Annotated in this window: 15 protein-coding genes; 8 read left to right on the top strand and 7 right to left on the bottom strand. The window is 59.9% G+C overall.

Annotated features, from left to right (window positions below; genetic code table 11):
- Position 1: 1 nt before the first annotated feature.
- From ACL0K2_RS09720 to ACL0K2_RS09695, 6 genes are all read right to left on the bottom strand, one after another.
- Positions 2-3,511 (bottom strand): pilus assembly protein, encoded by a 3,510-nt coding sequence (locus ACL0K2_RS09720; protein WP_239611637.1) that lies wholly within the window; start codon positions 3,509-3,511, stop codon positions 2-4.
- Positions 3,512-3,526: 15 nt separating this feature from the next.
- Complete coding sequence (locus tag ACL0K2_RS09715; RefSeq protein ID WP_413044316.1) at positions 3,527-4,081, bottom strand: PilX N-terminal domain-containing pilus assembly protein; 555 nt, start codon at positions 4,079-4,081, stop codon at positions 3,527-3,529.
- Positions 4,078-4,824 carry a PilW family protein gene (locus tag ACL0K2_RS09710; protein ID WP_239611639.1) on the bottom strand — a complete coding sequence of 249 codons (747 nt, stop codon included), beginning with the start codon at positions 4,822-4,824 and terminating at the stop codon, positions 4,078-4,080. The genes ACL0K2_RS09715 and ACL0K2_RS09710 overlap by 4 nt, the downstream gene beginning before the upstream one ends.
- An 8-nt stretch (positions 4,825-4,832) precedes the next feature.
- Positions 4,833-5,381, bottom strand: a complete 549-nt coding sequence (gene pilV / locus ACL0K2_RS09705; protein WP_239611640.1) for a type IV pilus modification protein PilV — start codon at positions 5,379-5,381, stop codon at positions 4,833-4,835.
- Between the two features lie 41 nt (positions 5,382-5,422).
- Positions 5,423-5,995: a GspH/FimT family pseudopilin gene (locus ACL0K2_RS09700; protein ID WP_413044315.1), complete on the bottom strand. Its 573-nt coding sequence runs from the start codon at positions 5,993-5,995 to the stop codon at positions 5,423-5,425.
- Positions 5,996-6,074: 79 nt separating this feature from the next.
- Positions 6,075-6,584 carry a Tfp pilus assembly protein FimT/FimU gene (locus ACL0K2_RS09695; protein WP_413044314.1) on the bottom strand — a complete coding sequence of 170 codons (510 nt, stop codon included), beginning with the start codon at positions 6,582-6,584 and terminating at the stop codon, positions 6,075-6,077.
- A 167-nt stretch (positions 6,585-6,751) separates the two neighbouring features.
- Here ACL0K2_RS09695 and thiO point away from each other — a divergent pair, with 167 nt between their 5' ends.
- The 6 genes from thiO (at position 6,752) to phnN (ending at position 12,496) form a co-directional block, all read left to right on the top strand.
- The gene (gene thiO, locus ACL0K2_RS09690; protein ID WP_413044313.1) at positions 6,752-7,846 is read left to right on the top strand and encodes a glycine oxidase ThiO; all 1,095 of its coding nucleotides are present in this window, start codon (positions 6,752-6,754) and stop codon (positions 7,844-7,846) included.
- A gap of 134 nt (positions 7,847-7,980) precedes the next feature.
- Positions 7,981-8,352 carry a translation initiation factor Sui1 gene (locus tag ACL0K2_RS09685; RefSeq protein WP_045160718.1) on the top strand — a complete coding sequence of 124 codons (372 nt, stop codon included), beginning with the start codon at positions 7,981-7,983 and terminating at the stop codon, positions 8,350-8,352.
- A gap of 121 nt (positions 8,353-8,473) precedes the next feature.
- On the top strand, positions 8,474-10,387 hold the full coding sequence (gene speA / locus ACL0K2_RS09680; RefSeq protein WP_045160702.1) for an arginine decarboxylase: 1,914 nt from the start codon (positions 8,474-8,476) through the stop codon (positions 10,385-10,387).
- A 229-nt stretch (positions 10,388-10,616) separates the two neighbouring features.
- The gene (locus ACL0K2_RS09675; protein ID WP_413044312.1) at positions 10,617-11,393 is read left to right on the top strand and encodes a DNA-formamidopyrimidine glycosylase family protein; all 777 of its coding nucleotides are present in this window, start codon (positions 10,617-10,619) and stop codon (positions 11,391-11,393) included.
- 56 nt (positions 11,394-11,449) lie between these two features.
- The gene (locus ACL0K2_RS09670) at positions 11,450-11,878 is read left to right on the top strand and encodes a DUF192 domain-containing protein (protein ID WP_045160704.1); all 429 of its coding nucleotides are present in this window, start codon (positions 11,450-11,452) and stop codon (positions 11,876-11,878) included.
- A 57-nt stretch (positions 11,879-11,935) separates the two neighbouring features.
- Complete coding sequence (phnN, locus tag ACL0K2_RS09665) at positions 11,936-12,496, top strand: phosphonate metabolism protein/1,5-bisphosphokinase (PRPP-forming) PhnN (protein WP_413044311.1); 561 nt, start codon at positions 11,936-11,938, stop codon at positions 12,494-12,496.
- Positions 12,497-12,532: 36 nt separating this feature from the next.
- On the opposite strand, the gene ACL0K2_RS09660 is transcribed toward phnN, so the two are convergent.
- A complete protein-coding gene (locus ACL0K2_RS09660) occupies positions 12,533-13,000 on the bottom strand; it encodes an Lrp/AsnC family transcriptional regulator (RefSeq protein WP_019340442.1) in 468 nt (155 codons plus the stop codon).
- 239 nt (positions 13,001-13,239) lie between these two features.
- On the opposite strand from ACL0K2_RS09660, the gene ACL0K2_RS09655 reads away from it, so the two are divergent.
- Complete coding sequence (locus tag ACL0K2_RS09655; RefSeq protein ID WP_413044310.1) at positions 13,240-16,725, top strand: indolepyruvate ferredoxin oxidoreductase family protein; 3,486 nt, start codon at positions 13,240-13,242, stop codon at positions 16,723-16,725.
- A gap of 820 nt (positions 16,726-17,545) precedes the next feature.
- Positions 17,546-18,640: a Glu/Leu/Phe/Val dehydrogenase dimerization domain-containing protein gene (locus ACL0K2_RS09650; protein ID WP_413044309.1), complete on the top strand. Its 1,095-nt coding sequence runs from the start codon at positions 17,546-17,548 to the stop codon at positions 18,638-18,640.
- Positions 18,641-18,674 lie beyond the last annotated feature (34 nt).

Here is an 18,674-nt window from a genome sequence, read left to right as displayed (position 1 = left end):
GTCATTCTCCCATCATGCGCCATGTTTGCCGGCCTCGAGACGTTGGGCCGAAGTCAAGGACCTCCTTCTGGATGCCCGTTTCAGTGTTAAAGAATGCGTCGGTACCGACTAGGGCGGGGGCGCCGAAGCCTGGGATGCGAACACTCGATACTACAGAGCCATTTTTCGCGTCCATGGCGGTAACATAATTATTTCCAGTCATATCCAGGACGTTGAAAAGAGTGGCGCCTCCCGTGTAGCCGTCGATTGCAATAAACCAGCGATCGATACCCGAGCTGCATGGGTCTGAGTTAGGCGTGGTTGTCGCCGCGATCAGGACATTGGCACGAGACGTCATAGCTGTTGCGATCAGCTCGCCTTTTCTCGTGTTTCCTTCCTGAAGATCGAGATACCAGCCGTATTTATTGACGCTGCCGTCATTGGCGATCCACTGGACTGTATTGCGGCTGATCAGGCGGAACTCTCGACTTCTTGCAGCAGAATTATCCGACTCGCTAAACGTATCGGTCTGTGCAGCTCCCATTGTCTGCTGAACGAGCTGGCTACGGCTGAGGCTTGGCGTACTGGTAGCGCTTTCGCCTGCCGTCTGCCTATCCCAGATTCCATACATTGATTGGGCAACGGTAGTGTTGGCCTGGGCGTCAGTCGTCTCGATATATTTGCCCGTGCCGAAGCTGACGATATAGCCAGTGCCGCTAGGGTGGCGGATCAAGGCCGGAGCGGATGTGATTGCCTGGCGAGTAGTTCCGTTCGAGGCAATGGCCGTATAGAGCGGGTTGCCATTGAATGCCACTCTGAACGTACTGGCACTCACGGTGCCGGTATTGTTGAAACGTGGCGTGGTGCTTGCATCAAACAGATCGAAGCGCCAGACATTGCCAAGCAGGTCACCTGCATAGACGTAGTCGGTCACTAGGTCGCCGTTAATATCGACCGCTTTGGGGGCGGAAAGACCATTGACAGTGCCCGTCTGGCCCACTTCCAGCTTGCGAATCACACTGCCGTCCAGTGCGTCGAGCACGAACAAAGCGGCTTTGTCGTTCGTACTGTTATAACCATTGGCCACGAGCACGCCCCATTTACCATTATGCAGTTTGGTAATGACTGGCTCGGGAAATGTATATCCAAGATCTTGGTCAGTCGTCGAACTGAACTCCCAGAGAAGCGATGGCGTGTTGGGATCGGTAATATCGAGAGCGAATAGTGAGCGGCCTCCGCCACGCAAGGTTCCGATCAGAATCGTTTTCCATTGACCTGCAACGCTATCGTATACATCGTTAACGATCGGCGTTCCGTCGACATAGTATTGATGGCTAGTCTTGTAGCTCTTGTCGGTCAGTTGGTTCAGTTTGCTAATGACGGCAGTAGGAATATAAGCAAAGACCTCACTTCCGTTCTCATTGAACGCATGCAGCATGCCGTCGTTCGCGCCAACATAAATGCGCTTAGCTCGCGAGATGTTGGCAGCTCGGAATGCCGCGTAGTTCGAATAACCACTGGCATTACCAGGGTTTGCGGCTTGATCCATCATGTAGGCCAGGCGGTCTGGCGCGCCCACGACCACAGGGCTCGAGTGGACGATGTCCCCGAGTACATAGCTTCGCTCCCGAAATGTGGTGCCTTCCTGGGCTCTACTCCCACGTATGAAGTCGACTCGGGAGCTACCGAGGGTGTCCGCAACCCCTGCTGCCGTCTTATTCAAGAGCGCCTGCTGAGTCGTATCCAAGTTGGCCCAGGTAAAGTCGGCCAACGCTCCGTTCCGATTATATTTAATAGTGCGTGCGGTGCCTTGCGTCGCGAGGATATCTCGGGCATTCCAGCTAAGAGTAAGTGCGCCATTGCTATCTACGTCGTACTTGAGCAGCTCTCCGCTCCAATTATCGCTGGAAAAACGAGCGTAATAGGCTTCGTTGCCAGAAGAGGTGACCGCCGATTCCAAAGATACGGCGGACGCTGATGTCTCGCGATCAGCGATACGGCTCAGAATGGTTTTGAATGCAGTAACCATATCTTCGGGCGAGTCGACGCTGAAGAATTCTCCGCGAGAGTTCAAAGCTGCGTGCCAAAGTTCGTAAACGTTTTGGGACTGGTTGCTGCCAGGTTCCGGCCACTCGATTTCACCGCTTATTAGCCTAGAGTAATCACCGCTGTAAGTATCCCCGCTCCACTGAGGGGAGGTAAGGCTGCGCGTTAGTCCAAGGCCTAGGGTGAACGTAACTAAATGCTGCCACGTTGCCGGATCATTTCGCGGATCCCAATATTGAGTGTTGGCATTCGAGTTGGCGTAGGGAATGAATGGCTTCTGGTCATTTGATAGCGAACTGTTGGCGTCTTCCGCCCAGTACTTGAAAGCCAAGTCAGCGAGCGTGCTGCCGTAGTTACGATTGGCGCCATCGCGGTACGGTGTTTGTGCTGTGTACGTCGTGCCATCTGGCAGCGTACGATTTGTGCCGTCCACATTGCCGATGCCTAAATTGGTAGTCTCATTCCAGACGCCGTCGGTCATAAGTATGTGATACGAGGGGCGGCAAGAATAGGCTGGCGTGGAGGCTACGCCAGGGTTGTATGCCCAAGGGCTATTTTGACCGGTGGTGGTCAAGAAAGTCCCCACTCGCTGAGTTGCCGCTTTGAGCGGAGTACCCCCGTTAACTCGTGTATCCGCTAGCCAGTCGAAGAATTGTTGACGATGAGTGCCCGCAAAGTTTCGAAGCGGATTGGCATACGTCGTTCCTGATCCGCCTGAGCACGTACCATTCCCCGCGAGGTAGCAAGAGTTCAGCATCTGCCAGGTGACGCGTACGTTCTCTGGTAGAGAGAGAAACGCAAGATTGGCCGCTGACTGCGTTGCCAGTGCTCTTGTGCGATAGAACGAATACCAATTAGCGAAATTTTGCTGTTCGCTACTACTGACATTTACCTTGCGATAGCAATCATCGTCTTCGAGTTGGTCGTCAGTGGTCGATGTACAACCTTGTTGCGTAGTATCGAAAACGTAGTAATAGGCAGCGACGCCGCTAGTTCTATCGTTCCTTGAGAAATCTAGCGATGGATTGTTGGCAAAACCCTGCGATGTGCTGGTCGTTACATAGGTTTCCGTGGGTCGGTAGTTGTTCGATAGATTGACGCTTCCACGGTCTGTCCGATAGCCGTTGATATAGGCTTGGGTATAGCTCGTGCTATATTCGCTCAGGGTTATTAGCCCAGTGGAGCTACTGTAGGTGACTTTTTTAGGTAGCGTGTAGGTCGCGCTCGGATTGTAGTAGAGCGGATTGTAATGTGCTGACTTATATCGGCGTCCATCAAAGTTGCCTATATTGTCTGGCGCATAGGCGCGCTCCATCGAGCCCGAGTCATCCAATGTCACGAAAAGGTTGGGCGCGACACCCTCGGTGAGAAACAGCGGTTCCTGGCCAATTGTCAGGCCCGCTCCGTAGGATATTTGAGCGGTTGCACCGATGCCTAATACCAGTGCGCTGCTCAATGCAGTCTTGCTCATGTTTGCAATATTCATTGGTCTATTCCCGACTCAGTAGCGCTGCACGGTTACGGACTGCAGGCTGGTCATCGTCCGTGTCGAGCGGCCCTGTGAGGCCGCGTTTACCTGGTAGTAATAAGGTCCGACGCCTTTGCTGCGCAGGTCCGGGTCGGTCACTTCAACTGTTCCGTTGCTGTCTGCCGGGTCGAACCCGATAAACGCCGACTGCCAGCGAGGCGTTGATGCGACACCCAAGGCGGTACTGTCAGTTGTTGCGCCCTGATAGGTAATTGCGTTGCTTTGCCACCAGCGCCAGTCCATAAAACTTATGGAGGTAGGCGGACTTGGAAGCACACACAGAGTTGCCGCACAGGGTGTCGCTGGGGATGGCGGTCCCGCGTTGTTCGCAAGGCGCGTTTCGGCTTCGCGCAGAGCTGATTCGGCTCCATTGAAAGCAGCTTGTTGGTCGCGAACATTGCCAACGATCCGCTCTTCAAGCGCAGCTTCCCGAATGCTGGATATCGCCAGCACCGTAATGACTAGCAGGAGGATTAGCGCAATAATTAATGTGGCACCACGCTCTCGATAGGGCTGCAAGCGTTTCATGGCGCAATATTCCTCAACGTCGTTGTGCCTTGCACAGAGAGATAGAGTTTCTTATCGGTTGGGGTAGTGGCGGTTGTGCTCGACAGGGGAAAGTAGTAGCCGTCTGAACCCAGCGCCACGGAAGAGGACGTGCTCTCCACCAGCGTCGCATAGCGCACGGAAACGACGCTGGTGCTAGTCGGGATAGCGTTGTAGGCAACGTAGGCGTCTGCAGCGCGATCAGCATTAATGTCGACGCCGTACTGGAACTGGATCTGATTGACGCCCGACAACAGCGATGTCGCCGCACCGCCGTTCACGGCACATTGAATATCTCCGGTTGACGAGCGCTGCATCCGAACGGTGATAGGAGCGCTGCTTGGAATCAAGTTGCCTTGGCAATCCCGCTCGGTTGCAGCCGCGCGCTGATAGCGGAAGCAGACCCCTTGGCCATCGGTTGTTGGCTTGATTACATCACCGGCCGCAAAGGCTGGACAACCAGTGACGGTTGTGGCTGGGAACGCAACCACCATGGCGTCCTGTGGTTGCTGCCGATAGCCGGCCTTGTAAAGTTGCTGTTCGAACATCAGCTGAGCAAAGCGCGACGTCTCCTGATTTGCTGACTGGTTCTGCTGATAGGCATAGTTGCGTTTATTGTCGATGAAGATCTGGGTAATCCCAAGGATCAGAAAACTGCTGATGGCCATGGCGATCAGCAATTCAATCATCGAGAGGCCCGCTTGCAATGACGGCGAACGTTTCATGATGTTCCTCATGGCTCGAAACTGATCTGGTAGAATTCACGCCGATTAGTACTATCGACGGCGCCAGCGTCGGCACATGGTGTGTTGGCCGGGCAGTCGCTGTTTCGGCTTAACCAAGCAGTGCGGATCTTTATTGCCGAACCAACGTTGTCGCAGGCCTCCGACTCTGGCGTGCTGTCTCGGCAGATGAGATAGGTCGCTAACGTGTTGTTGTCGATCGGTAGGCTGTTGCGCACCTGCTGGGTCCAAAGGAACAGATGGTCGGTCGCCATTTGGGCAGAGGTGCAGCCGGCTGCTGTTCGGCATGCTGCGACACCAGCCGTTGGGAATGAGCCGCTCAGCGCCTTATAATAGTTCGAGGTGCTGCTTAGCTCGCCACTTGCAGCGAGCACGGCGTCTCGGTTGCTGCGTATCAGTTCCATCAAGTCGCTCGCCAGCATGGCGGCAACGTTTCGCTGCGAAGCATCCTGAGTGTACTGGATTGTTTTGCCCTGCATGGCGACGAGGCCCAGCACTCCGATGCTAATTATGATGACCGCCACTAGCACTTCGATCATGCTGAAGCCGCTTTGCTTTGATTTTCTACGCATGGTTGTCCTTACGGCGAGCATGTCGTCGGCGCGGTGGAGGATTTGCTGATCCGACCGCTGGCTTGCAATTCGATAGTACGCGCGAGAGTGGTGTCGTCGTCTTCGCATACTATGATCGTCTGCGTATTGGTCACGGCAAGGGTCCCGTTTGGTCGGAACGACAACCAGCTTGTCGCGCCGCCGGAAGCTTTCGCGGTCACTTTGGGCTGGTTGAACCCGGTGTGCGCACGAATTAGCGTGTCGGTACTGGCGTTGTAAGTTCGGTTAGCGGTGAAGTCACCAGCCGTATAGATGCGCAGGCCAAGATCCCACCGCTGACTTTGCCCCGATGTGTTCTCGACCGTGACGAGACGGTTGTTTACCACCGCCTCGCTCCTGGCAAACTGGAGCTGGCTAATCAATTCGTCAGTTGCGCTTTCCAATCGGTTGCTTGCGATCAACCGTTGAAAGTTAGGCATGGCAATCGCTGCGAAGATGCCGAGCAGTGCCAGTACGATCAACAGTTCGATCAGGGAGAAACCCGACGGAGGTGAGGCCAATGCAAGCGTCTTTTCCCCTGGTTCATTCGTGTCGCCAATCATGTCCCTGTCTTCCTACAGTTAGGCAATGAAAATCGTGCCTGCCGACGTTGCGCTTGTCGCGAGCGCGGAGATGACCGGTCTAAGTGGTGGTATCGCCGGTCGAGCAGCAGCCACTGCCTTCGTTGTCAGCGAGGCGCAGCCGGCCCTGGCGATTCAGCACAAGCTGCCAAGCGACCCCATCACTTCGACAAAACGAGAACCGACCATTGCCCAGCAGGGTAGTGCCGTTTGGGTGGAACTCGATGCTTTCCCTTGCGCCGCGCCAGCAAAGATTTGCGGACGATGCCAGCTGGTAGCGCTGAAGCAATTCGCCATCAGCTGCAGTTACTAGCCAATTACTCGCCCAATCGCCATTGCAGGTCGAGCCGTCGCTTGAGCCGCAGAGCGTATGCCCGCGACGACTGATGATTGCACGAGCCCTAGTGTCATTCAGGTAAGCCGTTAACATCTCGCGCACTGAGCGTTCCTCATGGCGTTTAATGAGCAACTGTAAGTTCGGGATGGCAACAGCCAGAAGTATGCTCAATAAGATGAGTGAGCAGAGAAGGTCAATTAGACTGAAGGCGTGCTGCCTGAAAGAACGATGCATGATGCGATTCCCTTTGCATGTATGTTGGCGGCCGTCCTGGCCTCTATTGATTGAGTGTCAAAGCTTTTTAGGCCCGAGGCACCACAACCCAAGACGTTTTAATCCACCCTTGGACTGAGTCCAAGGATGAAAGGCTGAAATTGTGAACCTGAGTGCCGGGAGGCTGAGTGAAGCAACATGTGATTGTGGTGGGGGGAGGCGTTATCGGCCTGCTGACGGCTTACAAGCTGGCTGCTGCAGGCACATCGGTAACGTTGGTAGAAGCGTCCGAAACGGGCACCGAAGCCTCCTGGGCTGGTGGAGGTATCGTTTCGCCGTTGTACCCGTGGCGTTACACCTCGGCGGTGACGGCGTTGGCGCGTTGGTCGCAGGATTACTATCCGCAGTTGGGTAATACGCTTCTGCAGCAGACTGACATCGATCCTGAGGTTCACGAGACGGGGCTGTACTGGCTGGACCTGGAGGATGAGGACGATGCACTGGCCTGGGCCGAGCGCGAAGGGCGTTCGCTGCATCGCGTTGACATGGATGCGGTGCATGCAGCGGTTCCTTCGCTTGGTGAAGGATTCTCAAAAGCCGTGTTCATGCCGGGTGTCGCCAACGTGCGTAACCCTCGGCTGCTACAGGCATTGCGGGCGGCGCTGAGCCAGCTGCCAAACGTAGACATCGTTGAGCATTGCCCCGTCACTCGATTCCTTCGTGAAGGGCAGAGGATCGTAGGTGTGCGAGCGGCCCAAGGAGAAATGCGTGCCGATCGCGTCGTCGTCGCGGCTGGAGCCTGGAGTGGCAAGTTGCTGGCGACGCTTGGGTTGGAACTGCCGGTTAGGCCCATGAAAGGGCAGATGATCCTTTTCAAGTGCGCCGAGGACTTCCTGCCGAGCATGGTGCTGGCCAAACGGCGTTATGCGATTCCGCGCCGTGACGGTCATATCCTCGTAGGCAGCACGCTGGAAGACGTCGGTTTCGACAAGACGCCTACCGAAGAGGCTCTGGATAGCCTCAGAGCGACCGCTATCGATTTGCTGCCTGCTCTGGCAGATGCTGAGGTGATCAAGCACTGGGCCGGGCTGCGGCCCGCATCGCCGGAGGGGGTTCCTTACATCGGCCCGGTGCCTGGTCATGACGGGCTCTGGCTAAACTGCGGACACTTTCGTAACGGCCTGGTGCTGGCGCCCGCTTCGTGCCAGCTGCTTGCCGATCTGATGACTGGCAACAGACCATGCATCGATCCTCAACCGTACGCGCCTAGTGGCCGGCTCTGATATCCGTACCGGTTTCGGAACCCGTTCGCGGCCATGGCGTGCGCAACCCTTCGAGTCCGCCTGTTTTGCTGTTAAATTGCGCGGCTTTGCGGCGCCTGGATAACCGCGCCGATTTCTTCGCTCAAGAGGTTCATGTGGCCAAGAAAACCACTTCCTTTTCAGGCCTTGGTGGACTGGTGTTTTCCACCGATGCCGGGCGGCACTGCCCCGATTGCAGCCAGCCGCTGGACGCCTGTATCTGCAAGCAGTCGGTCATTGCGCAAGGCGACGGCATCGCCCGGGTCCGCCGGGAGAGCAAGGGCCGCGGTGGCAAGACCGTGACAACCATTGCAGGCGTACCGCTTGCCGAAACCGAGCTCAAGGAGCTTGCCGGTGCGCTCAAGCGCCGTTGCGGGACGGGCGGCGCGCTCAAGGATGGGATCATAGAAATCCAGGGCGATCATGTTCAGCTTCTACTGGATGAACTGACCAAGCGTGGATTCAAGGCAAAAAAATCCGGCGGTTGAGGTCAGTACCTTACCCAATCACGTTTTGCGCTTATTTCTTTGCGCACAGGCTGTCCAACCGGGATAGCCTTTCTGTCGTGTTCTAGGCTCGGCAGACTCACCCTTTTCTCAGGAGGCTTAAATGCCCGTACGACGCACACGTAAAGATGACGGCAGCCAATGGACCGCAGCGGACAGCCGTAGCGTTTACGGCATTCGCCACTGGGGCGCCGGTTACTTTTCGATCAGCGACGACGGCCATGTCGAGGTGCGCCCGCAGGGGCCCGCGGGCGAGGCGATCGAGTTCACCGGACTGATCGAACAGTTGCGTGATGCCGGACTGACGCTGCCGTTGCTGGTGCGCTTCCCGGACATCTTGCAGGACCGCGTGCGTCGTCTGACCGGCGCGTTCGATGCCAACATCGAGCGCCTCGAATATCAGAGCAAATACACTGCGCTGTACCCGATCAAGGTCAATCAGCAGGAAGCGGTGGTGGAGAACATCATCGCCACGCAGAACGTCGCCATTGGCCTCGAGGCCGGCTCCAAGCCCGAGTTGATGGCCGTGCTGGCACTGGCGCCGAAGGGCGGCACCATCGTCTGTAACGGCTACAAGGATCGTGAGTTCATCCGCCTGGCACTGATGGGGCAGAAGCTCGGCCATAACGTTTTCATCGTCATCGAGAAAATGTCCGAAGTGGGCATGGTCATTGAAGAAGCCGCGGAGCTGAAGATCCTCCCGCAGGTTGGACTGCGCGTACGGTTGTCCTCCCTGGCATCGAGCAAGTGGGCCGACACGGGCGGCGAGAAATCCAAGTTCGGCCTGTCAGCTGCTCAGCTGCTCACCGTCATCGAACGTTTCCGTGCGGCAGGCGTGGAGCAGGGCGTGCGGCTGCTGCACTTCCACATGGGTTCGCAGATCGCCAACCTGGCCGACTATCGCGACGGCTTTCGCGAAGCCATCCGTTATTACGCCGAATTGCGCGCGCTCGGTTTGCCCGTCGATCACATCGATGTGGGCGGTGGATTGGGTGTGGACTACGACGGCACGCATTCGCGCAATGCCAGTTCGATCAACTACGACATCGATGAGTATGCCGGCACCGTGGTTGGCATGCTCAAGGAGTTCTGCGACCGGCAGGAATTGCCGCACCCGCATATCTTCTCCGAGAGCGGTCGGGCCATGACGGCGCACCATGCGGTGCTGGTGATGCAGGTCACCGATTTCGAGCGCCACAACGACGAGGCGCCGACGATAGAGAACTATGACGAGCTGCCCGAAATCGTGCAGTCGCTGGCCGACTTGCTGGGGCCGTCAGATCCTGAAATGGTTACCGAAACCTACTGGCGCGCGACACACTACATGAGCGAGGCCGCTGCCCAGTACGCCTCAGGCAAGCTGAGTCTGGCGCAAAAGGCGCTGTCCGAGCAGAGCTACTTTGCCATTTGTCGCCGCCTCTATAACCAGCTTAAGGCGCGCCAGCGCTCGCACCGCGCTGTGCTTGACGAGCTCAACGACAAGCTTGCGGACAAGTACATCTGCAACTTCTCGGTGTTCCAGAGCCTGCCGGATACTTGGGCGATCGACCAGATTCTGCCAATCGTGCCGTTGCAACGGCTGACCGAAGAGCCGGTGCGTCGTGCCGTGCTGCAGGACCTGACCTGCGACTCCGATGGCAAGATCAAGCACTACGTCGACGAGCAGAGCATCGAGAACAGCATGCCGGTGCATGAGATCCAGGCGGGGGAGGAATACTTCCTCGGCGTGTTCCTGGTGGGTGCCTACCAGGAAATCCTCGGCGACATGCACAACCTGTTCGGCGATACCGATTCGGTCAACGTCTATCAGCGCGAGGACGGCAGCTTCTACCACGCGGGCATCGAAACCCACGACACCATCGAGGACATGCTGCGCTACGTGCATCTGTCGCCCGAGGAGCTGATGACCTACTACCGCGACAAGGTGTCCAGTGCGCGGCTCAGTGCCAAAGAACGCACCCAGTACATCGACGCGCTGCGGCTGGGGCTGACTCGCTCCTCGTATCTCACGCCCTGATCGCGCGGCATCACCGGTGAGCTGGTTGATTGGGCTGGGCAGCAGTTTTGGGCGCAATGATCGTTCCCGTACGCACGCACGAGCGGGCACGCGGGAGCCTTAATGTCCTCCGGTCGCGCGGGGCCTGCGCTGGTAATAACGATCATGATCCCACCCCTGGTCGCTCCAGCCGCACCTTCACGCCGAGCTCCAGTCGATATCGGTAACGACCAGCCGAAGCGATATCGCCATGCCAGAAGGCCCATCCATCGTCATTCTTCGAGAAGAAGTCGCCGAATTTGAAGGCAAAACCATCGACCGCGCCGAGGGCAGCGCCAAGCTCGACAAGGCGCGGCTGGTGGGCCAGACGGTTCGATCGTTTCGCAGCTGGGGCAAGCATTTTCTCATCGAACTGGACGAGGTCTCGCTGCGCATTCATCTGCTTCTGTTCGGCAGCTATCGGATCAATGAGCGCAAGGACTCCACACCGCGCCTGAGCCTGGGTTTTGCCGATGGCGAGCTGAATTTCTACGGCTGCTCGGTGCAGCCCATCGAAGGTTCGCTCGACGAGGCCTACGACTGGAGCGCGGACGTCATGAGCGACGCCTGGGATGGCCGCGCGACGTTGAAAAAGCTGCGCGCGCGGCCACGCCTGTTGGCCTGCGACGCGCTGCTGGATCAGACGCTGTTCTCCGGTTCTGGCAACATCATCAAGAATGAAGTGCTGTTTCGTACCCGGATTCATCCGCTGTCACTTATTGGTGATTTGCCGGCGACCAAGCTGCGCGAGCTCGCCAGGGAGGTTCGCACCTACAGCTTCGAATTTCTTCAATGGAAGCGCGAGGGTACGCTCAAAGCGCACTGGCTGGCGCATACCAAATCCATCTGCCCGCGTTGCAAGGTCCCCTTCGTCAAAGCCAAGTCGCTGGGTCGCAGCAAACGCCGCAGCTTCTATTGCGAGGGTTGCCAGAAGCGGTACGGCGACAGCGACCGGGCGGTGGTCGAGGCACCGATCGTCGAAGAATAGCGCCGCCACGTTGTATGCTTCGCCGACCTGAATTTCCGGTTGAGGGCGAACCTTCAATGCGCACCGCTTTGCTGTTAGCGCTGGCCAGCCTGGCTTGCATTGGCTCCGCTACTGCCAGCGAGGTGCTGCTCGACTTACGCGTGGGTGTTGCACCTTTGCAGGCGGAGTACGCGCGCTCCCCCGCCGAGCGTGAGCGTGGGCTGATGGGGCGCGCAGAGTTGGCGGCGGACCGCGGCATGTTGTTCCGCTTCGACGATTTTCGCCGGCATTGCCTATGGATGAAGGACACGCCGCTGCCGCTGTCGGCCGCCTTCATGGATGAACACGGGCGCATTGTCGATCTCGTCGACCTGACGCCGCTGGATAAGACCATCCGTTGTTCGCAAGAGCCGGCGCGCTATGCGCTCGAGGTCAACCAGGGCTGGTATCGCGAGCATCAGCTCGAGGTGGGCGACCGGGTGACGGGTATCCCGGGGCTCGATTGACGGACAGACCCATTCGATGAGCCGACCGGCCCAGCGACGATGACGAAGGGAATTCTTATGACGGGACGATTGATCTACCTGATGGGCCCTTCCGGCGTGGGCAAGGACAGCCTGCTACAAGCCGCCCGCGAGCCGTTGCTGGCACGCGGATGTCGAATTCCCCGACGCGTCATCACCCGGTCCGCCGAAGCCACAGGGGAAGATGCCATCGCCGTGACCGAGGCGGAGTTCGAGCAGTTGCGTCATCGCGGTGCCTTCTCTCTGCATTGGCAAGCCCACGGGCTGCATTACGGTATTTCCACGCAGATCGACGACTGGCTGGCGGCTGGCGAGGACGTGCTGGTCAACGGGTCGCGGGGTTATCTGACCGAAGCGCGTAGACGCTATCCACAGCTACAGGCGGTGCTGCTTACGGTGGCATTGCCTGTGCTGCGTGAGCGGTTGCTGGCTCGGGGGCGTGAGCCGCTGGAGGAAATCGAAGCCCGTTTGGCGCGAAATGAGCAGTTTCGCTCGACGGCGGAGCAGAATGAGGCGCTGCTACTGGACAATTCCGGCCCTCTGGAGCAGACCGTACGGCGCTTGTTGCAGCTGATCCACGAGGGTCGCGAGCGCTCTTGACGGCCCTCGTTCACTCCAAATCCCCTTGCCACGCCGTTAATCCAGCGGCAGCTCGGTCGTCCGCTTCACTTCACTCATGGCGATATGACTGTGCGCTTCCTGCACATGGGGGCGCTGCAACAGCTGATCGCGCAGAAAGCGTTCGTAACTGTCGATGTCCTTGGCCACCACCTTGAGCAGATAGTCCGACTCGCCGGCCATGGTGTGGCATTCCAGCACTTCGGGATAACCCACCACGGCGCGCTCGAATTCGTCCAGGTTGCTGCGCCCGTGAGCGGAGAGCTTGATGTTGACGAACACCGTCATGTTCAGCCCGAGCTTCTTGGGATTGAGCAAGGCGACCTTGCGTTCGATCAGCCCTTCCTCCTGCATGCGGTTGATGCGGCGCCAGCAGGGGGATTGCGATAGCTCCACCTTTTCTGCGATCTCTGCAGCAGACAAATCGGCGTTGTGTTGCAGCAGCAGCAAAATCTTGCGGTCGATGCTGCTCAGCGGGGTCTGCATGGTTGTGCCTATTTTGTTGTTGTAAGTGGATGAATCATGCACCCGAAGGCGTTTACACCGCAAAAGTAGAAAGAAAATCTCTCCTCGGCACGGCCAGACTCTTATCCAACGCGCAACGGTGGGGTGATCCCCTGCCGGTCGCTGGCGTGGGACGGCTTGCCGTGCAGCCGCCCACGACTTTTTAGGCGGACAGTGAACAACACTGTCCAGACTCCGATAAAAACAAACAGGAGCGCCACATGTCACTGGCCGAGATCCGCCTGGATGACAAGTACCGGCTCGCAACCGGACATCTGTACCTTACCGGCACCCAGGCGCTGACCCGTCTGCCCATGCTGCAGCACCAGCGCGACCAGGCGCAGGGGTTAAGCACCGGTTGCTTCATTTCCGGCTACCGCGGCTCGCCACTGGGCGGCTTGGATAAGAGCCTCTGGGAGGCGCGCGATTTCCTCAAGCAGAATGCCATCCACTTTCAGCCGGGCCTCAACGAGGAACTGGCGGCGACGGCGGTCTGGGGCAGCCAGCAAACCAACCTGTTTCCCGGTGCCAAGTACGATGGCGTATTCGCCATGTGGTACGGCAAGGGCCCGGGTGTGGACCGCTCAGGCGATGTCTTCAAGCACGGCAACGCGGCGGGTGCCTCGCCCCATGGCGGCGTGCTGCTGCTGGCTGGAGATGACCACGGCTGCAAGTCATCGACCTTGCCGCACCAGAGCGAGCACGCGTTCATCGCCGCGTCGATCCCGGTGTTGAATCCGGCCAACGTCCAGGAAATTCTCGACTACGGCATCATCGGCTGGGAGCTGTCGCGCTATTCCGGTTGCTGGGTGGCGCTCAAGACCATCGCCGAGAACGTCGATTCGTCGGCTGTGGTGGAAGTCGATCCGCTACGCGTCAAGACGCGCATCCCCGATGATTTCGAGCTGCCCGAAGACGGCGTGCACATCCGCTGGCCAGACCCGCCATTGGCCCAGGAAAAACGTCTCAACCTGTACAAGATCTACGCCGCGCGGGCGTTCGCCCGGGCCAACAACCTGAATCAGGTGATGCTCGACTCGCCAAATCCGCGCTTGGGCATCATCACCACCGGTAAGTCCTATCTCGACGTGCGCCAGGCGCTGGACGATCTCGGTCTGGACGAGGCGCTGTGCGCATCGGTCGGCTTGCGGGTGCTCAAGGTCGGCATGAGCTGGCCGCTCGAACCGGTCTCGGTGCATGAGTTCGCCCAGGGCCTGGACGAGATCCTGGTGGTCGAGGAAAAGCGCAGCATTCTTGAAGATCAGCTCACCGGGCAGCTCTATAACTGGCCGGTCAGCAAGCGACCGCGGGTAGTCGGCGAGTTCGACGAACAGGGTAATTCGCTGTTGCCGAACCTGTCCGAATTGACCCCGGCGATGATCGCGCGAGTGATCGCCAAGCGCCTCGCACCGATCTACACCAGCGACAGCATACAGGCGCGTCTGGCCTTTCTCGCCGCGAAGGAAAAGGCTCTGGCGGCACGCAATTACGACACGGTGCGCACGCCGCATTACTGCTCTGGCTGCCCGCACAACACCTCAACCAAGGTCCCCGAAGGCAGCCGCGCGGCCGCCGGCATCGGCTGTCATTACATGGTGCAGTGGATGGATCGGCGTACCGAGACCTTCACTCAGATGGGCGGCGAGGGCGTCAACTGGATCGGCCAGGCGCCGTTCACCGACACGCCGCACATGTTCCAGAACCTCGGCGACGGCACCTATTTCCACTCCGGCAGTTTGGCCGTGCGTGCCGCGGTGGCGGCGGGCGTGAACATCACCTTCAAGATCCTCTACAACGATGCGGTGGCCATGACCGGTGGCCAGCCCATCGATGGCGAGCTGCGCGTCGACCAACTGAGCCGGCAGATCGCCGATGAAGGCGTGAAGCGCATCGCCCTGGTCAGCGACGAGCCGGACAAATACCCGACCCGCGACACCTTCGCGCCGATCACCAGTTTCCATCATCGCCGTGATCTGGATGCCGTGCAGCGCGAGCTGCGTGAGTTCAAGGGCGTCTCGGTGATCATCTACGATCAGACCTGCGCCACCGAGAAGCGCCGTCGGCGCAAGCGCGGCAAGCTGGAAGATCCGGCCAAGCGCGCCTTCATCAACCCCGCTGTGTGCGAGGGTTGCGGCGACTGTGGCGAGAAGTCCAACTGCCTGGCGGTCCTGCCGCTGGAAACCGAGCTGGGGCGCAAGCGCGAGATCGACCAGAACGCCTGCAACAAGGATTTCTCCTGCGTCGAAGGCTTCTGCCCGAGCTTCGTCACCGTGCACGGCGGCGGGTTGCGCAAGCCGGAAGCCGTTGGCGCCAGCCTCGATCCGGCGCAGCTGCCCGAGCCGCAGCATCCGACCCTCGAGCGCCCCTGGAATGTGCTGATTCCTGGTGTCGGTGGCAGCGGCGTTACCACCCTCGGCGCGCTGCTGGGCATGGCCGCGCACCTGGAAGGCAAGGGCTGCACGGTGCTCGATCAGGCCGGGCTGGCGCAGAAGTTCGGCCCGGTGGTGACACACATCCGCATCGCCGCCAAGCAGGACGACATCTATGCCGTGCGCATCGCCGCCGGTGAAACGGATTTGCTGCTGGGCTGCGATCTGGTGGTCGCGGCCGGCGACGATTCGCTGACCCGCCTCAACGACCAGATCAGCCATGCGGTAATCAACAGTCACGAGTCGGCGACCGCCGAATTCACCCGCAACCCCGACGCCCAAGTGCCAGGGAAGGCCATGCGTGAGGCACTGATCGACGCGGTGGGCGCGGAGAAGACCCACTTCATCGACGCCACGCGGCTGGCGACCCGACTGCTGGGCGACAGCATCGCCACCAATCTTTTCCTACTCGGTTTCGCGTACCAGCAGGGATTGCTGCCACTGTCGGCTGAGGCCATCGAAAAGGCCATCACCATCAATGGCGTATCCACCGAGCTGAACCTGCAGGCGTTTCGCTGGGGCCGTCGTGCAGTACTCGAACGCGAGGTGGTGGAGCAACTGGCGCGCCCGGCCGAGGTGGCCGAGCCAAGCCTGGCCGGACCGATCTGCCAGACCCTGGAAGAGATCGTCGACTGGCGGGTGGACTTCCTCACCCAGTACCAGAACGCGGCGTACGCCGAGCGCTATCGGGCGATGGTCGAGCGCGTGCGTGAGGTGGATACGGCCGATGATCTGGCGCTGTCCAAAGCGGTGGCGCGCTACTACTTCAAGCTTTTGGCTTACAAGGATGAATACGAGGTGGCGCGACTGTACAGCGAGCCCGAGTTCCGCCAGCAGCTCGAAGCCCAGTTCGAAGGCGACTACAAACTGCAGTTCCACCTGGCGCCCGCCTGGCTGGCCAAGCGTGACAGCGCCACTGGCGAGCCGCGCAAGCGTGAACTCGGACCATGGGTGCTGAATGCCTTCAATGTGCTCGCGAAGCTGAAGTTCCTGCGTGGGACGCCGCTGGACGTATTCGGTTACGGCCATGATCGGCGGGTCGAGCGCGAGCTGATCGGCGAGTACGAACGCAACCTCGATGAGCTTCTGGCGCAACTCAAGCCAAGCAACTACCGCACCGCCGTGGCGATAGCCGCGCTGCCGGAACAGATCCGTGGCTACGGCCCGGTGAAGGAGCGCTCCATCGCCAAGGCTCGCCAGCAGGAGAAGTTGCTCAAGGAGCAGCTAAATCGCGGCGACGAGGTGCAGACCGTGCGGCTGTTCGAGCCGGCGGCTTGAGGTTGGCCGCCATGTCCGGTCTGCTTTCGTGGGAGGCCCGCCCTCGGGGCGAAGCTTCTCGGGCGCCGAGCCGTCGTCGTTCGCCGCGGGTCGCGCCTCCCACAAGGGGAGCGTCGTGCACAGATCGCTTTCGTGGGAGGCCCGCCCTCGGGGCGAAGCTTCTCGGGCGCCGAGCCGTCGTCGTTCGCCGCGGGTCGCGCCTCCTACAAGGGGAGCGTCGTGCACAGATCGCTTTTGTGGGAGGCCCGCCCTCGGGGCGAAGCTTCTCGGGCGCCGAGCCGTCGTCGTTCGCCGCGGGTCGCGCCTCCTACAAGGGGAGCGTCGTGCACAGACCGCTTTCGTGGGAGGCCCGCCCTCGGGGCGAAGCTTCTCGGGTGCCGAGCCGTCGCCGTTCGCTGCGGGTCGCGCCTCCCACAAGGGGAGCGTCGTGCACAGATCGCTTTCGTGGGGGGCCCGCCCTCGGGGCGAAGCTTCTCGGGTGCCGAGCCGTCGCCGCTCGCCGCGGGTCGCGCCTCCCACAAGGGGAGCGTCGTGCACAGATCGCTTTTGTGGGAGGCCCGCCCTCGGGGCGAAGCTTCTCGGGCGCCGAGCCGTCGCCGTTCGCCGCGGGTCGCGCCTCCCACAAGGGGGAGCGTCGTGCACAGATCGCTTTTGTGGGAGGCCCGCCCTCGGGGCGAAGCTTCTCGGGTGCCGAGCCGTCGCCGTTCGCTGCGGGTCGCGCCTCCTACAAGGCGAGCGCTGTGCGCGGCCTGTTTTCTTGAAAAATTAAAACGGCCCCGACGAATTCGGGCCGAAGCAAAACAACAAAGAGGAATCCGCAATGTCCGTCTTCACCCATCCCGATTTCGATCATCACGAGCAGGTGGTGTTCTGTCACGACAAGGCATCGGGTCTGCGTGCGATCATCGCCATCCATGACACCACGCTCGGCCCGGCGCTGGGCGGCTGTCGGATGTTCCCTTATGCCAGTGACGACGATGCCGTGCGTGATGTGCTGCGTCTCTCGCGCGGCATGACGCTGAAATCCTCGCTGGCCGGTCTCAAGCTCGGTGGCGGCAAGGCGGTAATCATCGGCGACCCGCACACCGGCAAGAGCCAGGCGTTGCTGCACGCCATGGGCGATTTTGTCGACAGTCTCGGCGGACGCTATATCACCGCGGCTGACTCCGGCACCGGCGAGCCGGAAATGCAGGCCTTCGCCCAGCGCACGCGTCATGTCATTGGTGCAACGCCGCGCGCCACACTTGACGGCAGCATCGCCAGTGGCGACCCGTCTCCTTCCACCGCCCTTGGTGTATTTGTCGGCCTGCGTGAAGCGGTGCGCCAGCGTCTTGGTCGGGACAACCTTCAAGGGCTGAAAGTGGCGATCCAGGGCATTGGTCACGTTGGCTTCGGACTGGCCCGGCACCTCAAGGCAGCCGGTGCCGAGCTGTGGGTGTGCGACATCTTCGAGGCCAACGTACAGCAGGCGGTGGACGAGCTCGGTGCACACGCCGTGCGTCCGCAGGATATCCACGGCCTGGACGTGGATGTGTTCGCGCCCTGCGCCATGGGCGGCATCCTCAATGCCGAAACCCTGCAGACCCTGCGCGCGCCGGTGATAGCCGGCGCGGCGAACAACCAGCTGGCGAACCCGCAGATCGGCGTCGAGCTGCAGCGGCGCAATCATCTTTACGCGCCGGACTACGCGATCAACGCCGGCGGCATCATCGACGTCTATTACCAGCGTATCGGGGGCAGCGCGGCGCAGACCGACACTCACGTCAAGGGCATCGCCGACACCCTGCGCGAGATCTTCAATCGCGCCGCCGCCAGTGGCGAACCGACCTCGATCATCGCTGACCGCCTGGCCCTCGAACGGCTGCACATCGGTGAATCCAGGGTGCAGCCGAGCGAGCAGCGATTGCACGCCTAGCGATCTTCCGGGCGGCCCTGTGCCGCCCGGTTTC

Source organism: Pseudomonas sp. YJ42 (assembly GCF_047225135.1).
GTDB lineage: Bacteria > Pseudomonadota > Gammaproteobacteria > Pseudomonadales > Pseudomonadaceae > Stutzerimonas > Stutzerimonas stutzeri_E.
This window is presented reverse-complemented; position numbering and strand designations above follow the sequence as displayed.